The sequence below is a fragment of the Micromonospora sp. NPDC049240 genome, from assembly GCF_040647835.1.
Taxonomy (GTDB): domain Bacteria; phylum Actinomycetota; class Actinomycetes; order Mycobacteriales; family Micromonosporaceae; genus Micromonospora.
Genome location: NZ_JBEZCX010000033.1, coordinates 45,254 through 54,393, shown reverse-complemented (window position 1 = coordinate 54,393; position 9,140 = coordinate 45,254). Strand labels below are relative to the sequence as shown.

The 9,140-nt window shown below is 75.0% G+C and carries 8 protein-coding genes; 3 read left to right on the top strand and 5 right to left on the bottom strand.

From position 1 onward, the window contains the following. The 3 genes from AB0B02_RS31210 to AB0B02_RS31200 form a co-directional block, all read left to right on the top strand. The coding region (locus AB0B02_RS31210; protein ID WP_357306538.1) for a glycosyltransferase family 4 protein at positions 1–914 on the top strand (914 nt) is incomplete at its 5' end. Positions 915–990: 76 nt separating this feature from the next. Then, the gene (locus tag AB0B02_RS31205) at positions 991–3,600 is read left to right on the top strand and encodes a protein kinase (RefSeq protein ID WP_357306533.1); all 2,610 of its coding nucleotides are present in this window, start codon (positions 991–993) and stop codon (positions 3,598–3,600) included. An 80-nt stretch (positions 3,601–3,680) separates the two neighbouring features. Next, positions 3,681–4,490 carry a metal-dependent hydrolase gene (locus AB0B02_RS31200; protein WP_281938795.1) on the top strand — a complete coding sequence of 270 codons (810 nt, stop codon included), beginning with the start codon at positions 3,681–3,683 and terminating at the stop codon, positions 4,488–4,490. Positions 4,491–4,675: 185 nt separating this feature from the next. Here the strand turns inward: AB0B02_RS31200 and AB0B02_RS31195 are convergent, their stop codons facing one another. From AB0B02_RS31195 to AB0B02_RS31175, 5 genes are all read right to left on the bottom strand, one after another. Then, a complete protein-coding gene (locus AB0B02_RS31195; protein ID WP_357306528.1) occupies positions 4,676–5,398 on the bottom strand; it encodes a VOC family protein in 723 nt (240 codons plus the stop codon). A gap of 105 nt (positions 5,399–5,503) precedes the next feature. After that, positions 5,504–5,626, bottom strand: a complete 123-nt coding sequence (locus AB0B02_RS31190; RefSeq protein WP_357306525.1) for a hypothetical protein — start codon at positions 5,624–5,626, stop codon at positions 5,504–5,506. A 12-nt stretch (positions 5,627–5,638) separates the two neighbouring features. Further along, on the bottom strand, positions 5,639–6,232 hold the full coding sequence (locus AB0B02_RS31185; protein WP_107156896.1) for a nucleotidyltransferase family protein: 594 nt from the start codon (positions 6,230–6,232) through the stop codon (positions 5,639–5,641). A gap of 143 nt (positions 6,233–6,375) precedes the next feature. Continuing rightward, positions 6,376–8,082, bottom strand: coding sequence for a bifunctional 3'-5' exonuclease/DNA polymerase (locus tag AB0B02_RS31180; RefSeq protein ID WP_357306520.1), 1,707 nt, complete (start codon positions 8,080–8,082; stop codon positions 6,376–6,378). Positions 8,083–8,189: 107 nt separating this feature from the next. Continuing rightward, positions 8,190–8,993, bottom strand: coding sequence for a carbohydrate ABC transporter permease (locus tag AB0B02_RS31175; protein WP_308447834.1), 804 nt, complete (start codon positions 8,991–8,993; stop codon positions 8,190–8,192). Between the last annotated feature and the right edge of the window lie 147 nt (positions 8,994–9,140).

Genomic DNA, 9,140 nt, shown 5'->3' with positions numbered 1-9,140 from the left:
TGGTGACCACCATCCACGCCACCGAGGCGGGCCGGCACCAGGGCTGGCTGCCCGAGGAGATGAACCGCACCATCCACGGCGTCGAGCACTGGCTGAGCAACGCCTCCGCGCGGGTGATCGCCTGCTCCGGCTACATGCGCGACCAGGTGGCCCGGCTGTTCGAGCTGCCGACCGGCCGGATCGACGTGGTGGCCAACGGCGTGGACGACCGCGCCTGGCGGGCCCGCCCGCAGGCGGTCGCCGCCGCCCGCGCCCGCTTCGCCGGTGACGGGCCACTGGTCGGGTACGCCGGCCGGCTGGTCTACGAGAAGGGGGTGCAGCACCTGGTGCACGCCGTGCCGCACCTGGCCGACCGGCACCCCGGCCTGCGGGTGGTGATCGCCGGGGACGGGCCGTACAAGGACGAGCTGGTCGACCAGGCGCACCGGCTGCGCCTCGGCGACACCGTGCGGTTCGCCGGCTTCCTGGACGCCACCCAGCTCCCCGCGGTGCTCGCCGCCACCGACGCCACCGTGATCCCCAGCCTCTACGAGCCGTTCGGCATGATCGCCCTGGAGGCGGCCGCGGCCGGCGCACCGCTCGCGGTGGCGCAAACCGGCGGGTTGGCCGAGATCGTCGAGCCCGGCGTGACCGGGGTGACGTTCCCGCACGGCGACCCGGACGCGCTGGCCGGCGCCGTCGACCGGCTACTCGGCGACGAGGTCTTCGCCCGCCGGGTGGCGCGCAAGGCGCGCGCCATGGTGTCCCGGCAGTACGCCTGGTCGGCCATCGCGGCCCGCACCGCCGCCAGCTACGCCGCCGCCCGGCGGGAGCACCACACGTTCCAGACCCGGCGTGCCGCCGCGATGCTGGCCGGGGGCCGGTCCGCGGTCGCGATTCCGGAGGGAAATCTGCTGGCCGGAGCGGCGAGCTGAGGCGACCCGCCCGGACGGGATAGGTACCGTCCGATCCGTTGGCTATTGTGGACCACGACCAGCGGTGAGGAGTGCGGTGCGGGACGTGGTGATCGCCGGACGATACCGCCTGATCGAGCTGGTCGGCCGCGGTGGGATGGGCCAGGTCTGGCGCGCCCGGGACGAGGAGCTCCAGCGCGAGGTCGCGGTGAAGCAGGTCGTCCCACCGAACTGGCTGGCCGAGCACGAGCGGGACGAGCTGCGCGCCCGGACGCTGCGCGAGGCGCGCACGGCCGCGCGGCTCAACCACCCCAACGTGGTCCGGGTCTACGACGTGGTGCGGGTCCAGGGCGACCCATGGCTGATCATGGAGTACGTCCCGTCCCGGTCGTTGCAGGAGCTGATCGAGGCCGACGGCCGGCTGCCGCCCCGGCGGGCCGCCGGGATCGGGATGGCGGTGCACGCCGCACTGCGCGCCGCGCACGAGGCCGGTGTGCTGCACCGCGACGTGAAACCCGCGAACGTGCTGCTGGCCCGGGACGGCCGGGTGCTGCTCACCGACTTCGGGCTGGCCGTGTTCGAGGGCGGGGACGGCGCCATGACCCGTCCCGGGCTGGTGCTCGGCTCCCCGCAGTACGTCGCGCCGGAGCGCGCCGCCGAGGGCGTGTCCAGCATCGAGGCCGACCTGTGGTCGCTCGGCGCCACGTTGCACGCCGCCGTGGAGGGCCGGTCCCCGTACGCGCGCAGCACCGCGATGGCGACGCTGGCGGCGCTGGCCAGCCAACCGCCGGACCCGGCCCCGCACGCCGGCCCGCTGATGCCGGTGCTGGTCGGGCTGCTGCGCCGCGACCCGCGCCACCGGCTCGGCCACGACGACGTCGCCGGGCTGCTCGCCGACGCCGCCGAGCCGGTCACCGACGCCCCACCCCGGCCGGCCATCGACGCCCCGACCGTGCCCAACCAGCCCCTCCCGCCCGACCGCCGCAAGTCCGGATCGGGGCGCGCGTCCGCAGCCGGGCGCGGGTCCGGGATCGGGCCGGCCGTCCCGCCGCTGAGCGGGTCCGGCGTCGGCGTGCCGCCGGTCCCCCGGCCCGCCCCCACCGTCCCACCGCTGAGCGGCTCCAGCATCGGCGTCCCGCCGGTGCCCCGGTCCGACCCGGCCGAGCCGCCGGCGAGCGGAACCGGCGGCGGCGCCCCACCGGCGAGCGGGAGCACACGGGCCGTCCCGCCGGCCAACGGGGCCCGGTCCCCGGTTCCGCCCGACGGTGGGGCCGGGCCGCCACCGGCGGGTCCGACCGGCCGGGCCGGGGCGCCCTCGACCTCCGGCGAGGTGCGGGCGCAGCCGGACGCCGTAGCGCCGGGCCGCCCGGGCCCGGCCGACGGCCCGCCTCGGCGAGCACCCGCCGGCTCGGCTGCCGCTCCGGACGACGCGGACCCCGCCGTCCAGCCGACCGTGGCCTACCCGGACCTGATGCCGCCGGCCGCGGCGGCCCGGGCGTGGAGCCGGGCGGCGCTGGGCAGCGAGTGGGCACGCCCGGCCGACGGCGAGCCGGAGTCGCGGCCCGGCCGGGAGCGCCACTCGGGCGAGCCGGAGCAGCCGGAGAGCGGCGGCCGGGTCCAGGACACTCCGGACCGGCCGGTGGGCGGGTTCGGGCCCACGGTCCTGACCAGCTTCGTGGACCCGGGCAGTCCCACCGGCCCGGAGGGGCCGGCCGCCCGCGCCGACGCGGCCAGCCCGGTGCACACGCCGGGGCTCGGCGGCGCTCCCACGACGAGCCCGCCCCCGGTCACCTCCGGCGGCCCGGTCGACCCGGCAGCAGGCCGGCTGACCGGCAGTGGCGCGCTCCATGACGACCGCGCGCGAGGGAACGCACCGGCGGGCCTGGTCGGCGACAGCGGCGCCACCTCCGGCGGCCTGACGCCCGGCGTGCCCGGCCGGCGCGGGACCGGCGGCATCGGCTCGCCGGACGACGCCGCCGACGGCGACCGGCGCCGGGCGGCCACCCGGCGCTGGCTCCTCGCCGCGGGGGCCGCGTTGCTGGCGGTGCTGGCCGGCGTCGGCACCGCCCTCGCCGTCGACGGTGACCACCGGCATCAGCCGGACGGTGACGACCAGGGCGCGCCGCCCGGCCAGCCCTGGGAGCGACCGCCCCCGCCCGGCAACGGTCCGGGCGGGCCGCCGCCCCCGCCGTTCCCCTGCATCCGCCCCGACGTGGCCGGCACGCCGGTGCAGAAGGGCCCGCCGCCGGTCGACCCGGCGGTGACCATACCCGCCGGCTGGGTCTGGCCCGCCGACACCGGCGGCTTCCACATCGCGCTGCCCGCCGGGTGGCTCCAGCTCCGCTCCGGCGACACCACCTGCTTCCAGGACCCGGCCACCCGGCGCATCCTGGGCGTCGAGCCGTACCCGGGTGGTGATCCGGTCGGTCGGCTGCGCTCGGCCGAGCGGGACCTCACCTCCGCCGGCCGCCTCCCCGGCTACGACAAGGTCCGGCTCGCCGCCGACGGCGACGGCGCGGAGTGGGAGTGCCGCTGGGACGCGCCGTACGGGGAACGCATGCACGCGCTGCGGGTGCTGCCCGGCGAGGAGGCCGGGTGGACGCTGGGCCTGACCACCTCGGACGCGGACTGGGCCGCCGCCGAGGACCAGTTCGCGCTGATCCGGGACAGCATCCGGCCGATCCGACCCACCCGTACGGCGGGATGACCGTGGCGTCCCGCAGTCGCACCGACTGACTACAGTGGCGTAGTTTCGTCGATCAAGATCTTCGGAAAGGGCGAGCCGAGATGATGGGACCGTCCCACGCGCTGTCCGGCGCGGCGGTGTGGCTGACCGGCTCCTGGGCGCTGGACCAGTTCGCCGACTATCACCAGACGCCGCTGGCGCTGGCGGTGGGCACCGCGGTCTGCGCGGGCGGGGCGCTCTTTCCCGACCTCGACCTCTCCGGCAAGGTGACCCGCAACCAGGGCGGCGCCACCGTGGCCCGGACGTTCGGCGTGTTCAGCCTCTTCGTCGCCGAGGTGATGGAGAAGATCTCGCTCGGCGTCTACTACGCCACCAAGCTCAGCAAGGATCCGCGCCGCAACAACGGGCACCGCACGCTGACCCACACCGTGCCGTTCACCGTGCTGGTCGGGTGGGGCACCACCGCGCTCTGCGCCCACTACGGCAAGTGGGCGGTGGTCAGCATCCTGTTCTTCATGATCGGCCTGGCGTTGCGCGGGCTCTTCGACGAGTGGGCCGAGCGGGCCGGCTGGGTGGTGGTCACGCTGGTGTCCGCCGCCGCGGCCTGGTTCACGTTCGCCAATCTGCCCGGCGACCGGGGCTATCCGATGATCGGCCTCGCGGTCGGCGTGGGCTGCTTCGTGCACATCCTCGGCGACATGATCACTAGGGCCGGGGTGCCGATCCTCTGGCCCATCCCGATCAGACGGCGGATGTGGACGATGATCGGGCTGCCCAACAAGATCGCGCTGCGCACCGGCAGCAAGGCCGAGACGGTCGTGCTGCGGGGCGCGCTGACCGTGCTGGCCGTGCTCGCCGCGCTGGGCCTGGTCGCGCCCTCGGTGCTGCAACGCTTCGACATCCAGGTCTGACGCGGGGCAGCGACGCGGCGCGCCCGGCGTGGCCGGGTCGATCACCGCGGCGGCGGCGCCCCCGGACCTGGCCTCGGACCGCCTGCAAACTTGAGGGCGTAAACGACTCAGGGCCGTCGGCCGGCGGGAGCCAGGTCTGAACCGTCCACGCCATCAGGTTCGCAGGTGTTCGACGTCGGCCGGCCTCAGCGGGGCGTCAGCAGGCAGAACTCGTTGCCGTCCGGATCGGCCAGCACCACGTCGTCGGCGGTGTGCCGGCCCCGGCCGACCCGCGCCGCCCCGAGCGAGAGCAGCCGGTCGATCTCCGCCTCCCGGTCGCCGTCCGCCGGCGGCGCGAGATCCAGGTGTACGCGGTCCCGGCCGTGCCTCGGCATCAGCGGCGGACCGCTCCAGGTGACCTTCGGCCCGCCGCGCGGCGACTGGATCGCGGTCTCCTGATCCTGGTCCCAGACCAGCGGCCAATCCAACGCCGCGCTCCAGAAGTAGCCCACCGCCTGCGTACCGTCGCAGTTCACCGCGCCGACGGACCCGCAGCCGGCGAGGAAGTTGTTGCCCGCCTCGATGACGCAGAACTCGTTGCCCTCGCGGTCGGCGAGCACCACGTGGTCCTCCTCCGCGCCCTGGCCGATGTCGACGTGCCGCCCGCCCAACTCGATCGCCCGCGCGACCGTGCCCCGCTGGGCGTCCGGCGACGCGCTGGTCAGGTCGAGGTGGATGCGGTTCTGCCCGGCCTTCGGCGCCTCGGTCGGCAGGAACCGGATGCGCAGGCCGGCGTCGCCGTCCGGCCGCAGCGCGACCCCCTCGTGCGGGTCGTCGACCACCTCCCGGCCGAGCAACGCCGCCCAGAAGCACGCGAGCCGCAGCGGCTCCCGCGCGTCGTAACTGATCGCGTAAAGGTGGCTCGTCATCGCGCTGTTCGTCTCCGCTCCGCCGTCCGGCCCGGTCCGGCTGGGGGCTCAGACTAGGGAAGAACGCCGCCACCCACAGCCGAATATCGGCAGGCGGGGGTGGCATCAGTGCTCGGGCTCACCGATCAGCTCGTACACGGACAGGCCCACACCGGCGAGCGCGAAGAACACCCCGAACACGCCGGCCAGTTTGTTCGCCCTCTCGAGGGTCTGGGCGGCCAGGAACATCTCCCGGACCGATCAGGCGCCGATGCGCTGCTCGGGGATGGAGAGGCCGTAGAGCGCCATCAGCTCCGGGCTGTCGATCCGGCTGCCGTCGGCCACCGCGTCGCAGGCGATGTCGACGATCTGGTCCTTGTGCGCCAGCAGGTAGGGCCGGGCGCCGACGTCGGCGCTGGCCAGCGTGGCGATGCCGGGCCAGTGCCGGCGGCCGAACAGCATCGGGTAGCCGCGCAGGCCGTCGTAGGTGGCGCAGACCAGCACGTCCGGGTACGGCAGCGCGGTCACCCGGCGGACCGCCACCTCGGTGAGCCCGGGCATGTCCACCGGCACCACGACGACCGCCTCGATACCGTCGTCGGTCAGTGCGGCGAGCCCGGCCCGGATCGAGGAGCCCACGCCGGTGCCCCAGGCGCGGTTGACCACGACGGTGGCGCCGGTCAGGTCGGTGGTCCGCCGCACCTGCTCGGCCGCCGCGCCCAGCACGACCACGACCTGCGCGCAGCCCGCGTCGGTCATCGTGTCGATCATCCGGCGGACCAGTGGCTTCTCGCCCTGGTGCAGCAGCGCCTCGGGACCGCCGATGCGGCGTCCCCCACCCGCGGCGATGATCATTGCAGCGATCCGGTTCAGCGGTGCCCCCTCGACCAGGGGGACGGACCGGGCACAGCCGCGCCCGGTCCGTCCCGTCGTACGCACACCGGGCCCAACGAGCACGGCGGCGAGCGGGTAGCGGGGCAAAACGGAAAAATGTGTGACTATGCCGCGTCGGCGTAGCAGTCCACCGTGGACAGGTCGAGCGGGAACCGGACCGGGGTGTCGCCGAACAACAGCCGGGTGGCCCGCGCCCCGGCGGCGGAGACCGCCTCGGTGACCGCGTCCGCCTCGTCGACCGGGCAGTGCACCATCACCTCGTCGTGCTGGAAGAAGACCAGCTCGGCCGCGGTGCCGGCCAGCTCGGTGCGGAGCGTGGCCAGCAGCGTCGACGCCCACTCGGCAGCGGTGGCCTGGATGACGAAGTTGCGGGTGAACCGCCCCCGGGACCGGGCCGCGCGGGCGGCCGGGCCGTGCGGGTCCACCGGGCCGTCCGACGCCGCCTCGTCCCCGTCGGTGAACCCGACCGCGCCCGGCGGGCAGGTGCGCCCCAGCCACGACCGGACCAGCCCACCCGCCTCGCCGGTGCGGGCGGCGGCCTCGACGTACCCGAACGCGGTCGGGTAGTTCTTCCGCAGCACCGCCAGCGCCGGCACCGCCGCGCCGCCGGTCTGCCCGTACATGGCGCCGAGCAGCGCCACCTTGGCCCGGGCCCGGTCACCGGCGAACGCGTCCCGGGCCAGCGCGGCGTACAGGTCGCCGGCACCGCCCGCGGCGGCCAGCCGCTCGTCGCCGGAGACCGCGGCGAGCACCCGTGGTTCGAGCTGGCCGGCGTCGGCCACCACGAACGTCCACCCCGGGTCCGCCACCACGGCCCGTCGGATCACCTTCGGGATCTGCAACGCGCCGCCGCCGCGCGTCGCCCACCGGCCGGAGACCACGCCGCCGGGGACGTACTCCGGGTGGAACCGGCCGCCGGAGACCCAGGCGTCGCGCCAGGCCCAGCCGTGTGCCGTCCAGACGCGGTACAGCTCCTTGTACTCCAGGACCAGCGGCACCGCCGGATGCTCCACCCCGCGCAGCACCCAGGCCCGGGTGTTCGGCAGCTCCACCCCCGCCCGGGCGAACGCCCGCAACAGCTCCGCGGGCGAGTCGGCGTGCAGGTGGCGTACGCCGAACGCGGCGGCGATCCGGGACTGGAGCTCGGCCAGCCGGCGGGGTGGCCCGCCGACCGGGGACGGCTCGCCGAGCAGCTCGGCCAGGATCGCGTCGTGCACGTCGGCACGCCAGGGCAGGCCGGCCGCACCCATCTCGGCGGCGATCAGCACGCCGGCCGACTCGGCGGCCACCAGGAGCCGGAACCGGCCGGGGTGGGCCGTGGCGGCGATCCGGGCGAGCTGGTCGGCGTACACCCGGGTCAACGCCGTGATGCCCGGGCCCGGCGGGCCGGACGGCGGGTCGAAGAGCGCGCCCTGGCCGTGGCCGGGCGGCTCGGGCGGGCGGGGCGTCGGGTCCGGCGGGACCGGCGCCCCGGTCAGCCGGGCCCAGGCGGCGGGCAACGCACGAGGCTCGCCCCAGCGGCCGGCGTGCCCGAGCAGCAACGTCTCGGTCAGCTCGACGTCATGGCAGCGGTCGAGCCGGACGCCGGCGCGCAGCAGCGCCGGATAGACCGCCGCCCCGCTGGCCCACACCCAGCGGGGCCGCTCGGCAGCCTCGCGGACGGCGACGGCGGCGGCGAGATCCGCCACCTCCTCGACCGGCCCGGTGGGGCGGCCGTCACCGTCCAGCGGTTGCAGCACGCCGCCGCCCCGCTCCCCCGCCACCATCGCCACCGCCCCCACGGACGCGATTCTGCCTCGCCCCACCGACACGCTGCGCGGGTAAGGAGGGGCCCCTTGTTAACGCCTGCGGTAGAGAAGGGGCACCTTCTCACCGCGACGCGTTAGAAGGGGGCCCCTCCTTACCCGCGAGCGTGGGGCTACTTGCCGACGCCGGCGGTGAGGCCGGACTGCACCTGGCGCTGGAAGACGATGTACACGATCAGCACCGGCAGCATCGCCATGGTCACGCCGGCGAACAAACCGGACCAGTCGGACTTGTAGCCCTGGTTGACCGACAACTCGATCAGCCCCTGCGCGATGACCTGGTGCTTCGGCTCACCGGCCACCGACTGCATGAGCAGCGTCGGCAGGTACCACTGGTTCCACTGGCCCAGCACGTTGAAGATGCCGATGCTGATCAGGCCCGGCTTGGCCATCGGCAGCATCACGCTGAAGAACGTGCGGGTGTGCGAGGCCCCGTCCACCGAGGCCGCCTCCGCGATCGAGTCGGGCAGCGTCCGGAAGAACGAGTGCATGAAGAAGATCGTGAACGACAGCGACCAGGCCACGTAGACCAGGATCAGCATGACGTGCTTGTTCGGGCCGAGCAGCGGGAAGCTGACCCCGGTGTTGTAGACGCCCTTGAACAGCGGCACCGCGGCCAGGTAGATCGGCAGCGTCAGGCCGGACAGGAACATGTAGTAGATCAGCCGGTTGCCGCGGAACTCGAACCGCGCCAGCGCGTACGCGGCCATCGAGCCGAGCAGCATGGTCAGCGTGACGCTACCGACCAGCACCAGCAGGGTGTTCAGGAAGAACGAGCCGAGGTGCCCCTCGGTCCACGCCCGGCCGAAGTTCTCGAAGTGCAGTTTGTCCGGGATCAGGGACAGCGGCTCGCGGATGACCTCCGAGTCGTCCTTGAGCGCGGACATCACCACCCACAACAGCGGGTAGATGACCATCACGGCCCAGACCACCAGGAAGATGTGGGAGAAGCCGTTGAAGATCCGGGCGCCGACTCCGCCGCGGTGCCGCTCCCCCCGGCGTACGGGGGCAGCCCCGGACCCGCTGGTGGCCTGTCCGGCCCGGTCGAGATCGGATGTCGCCGT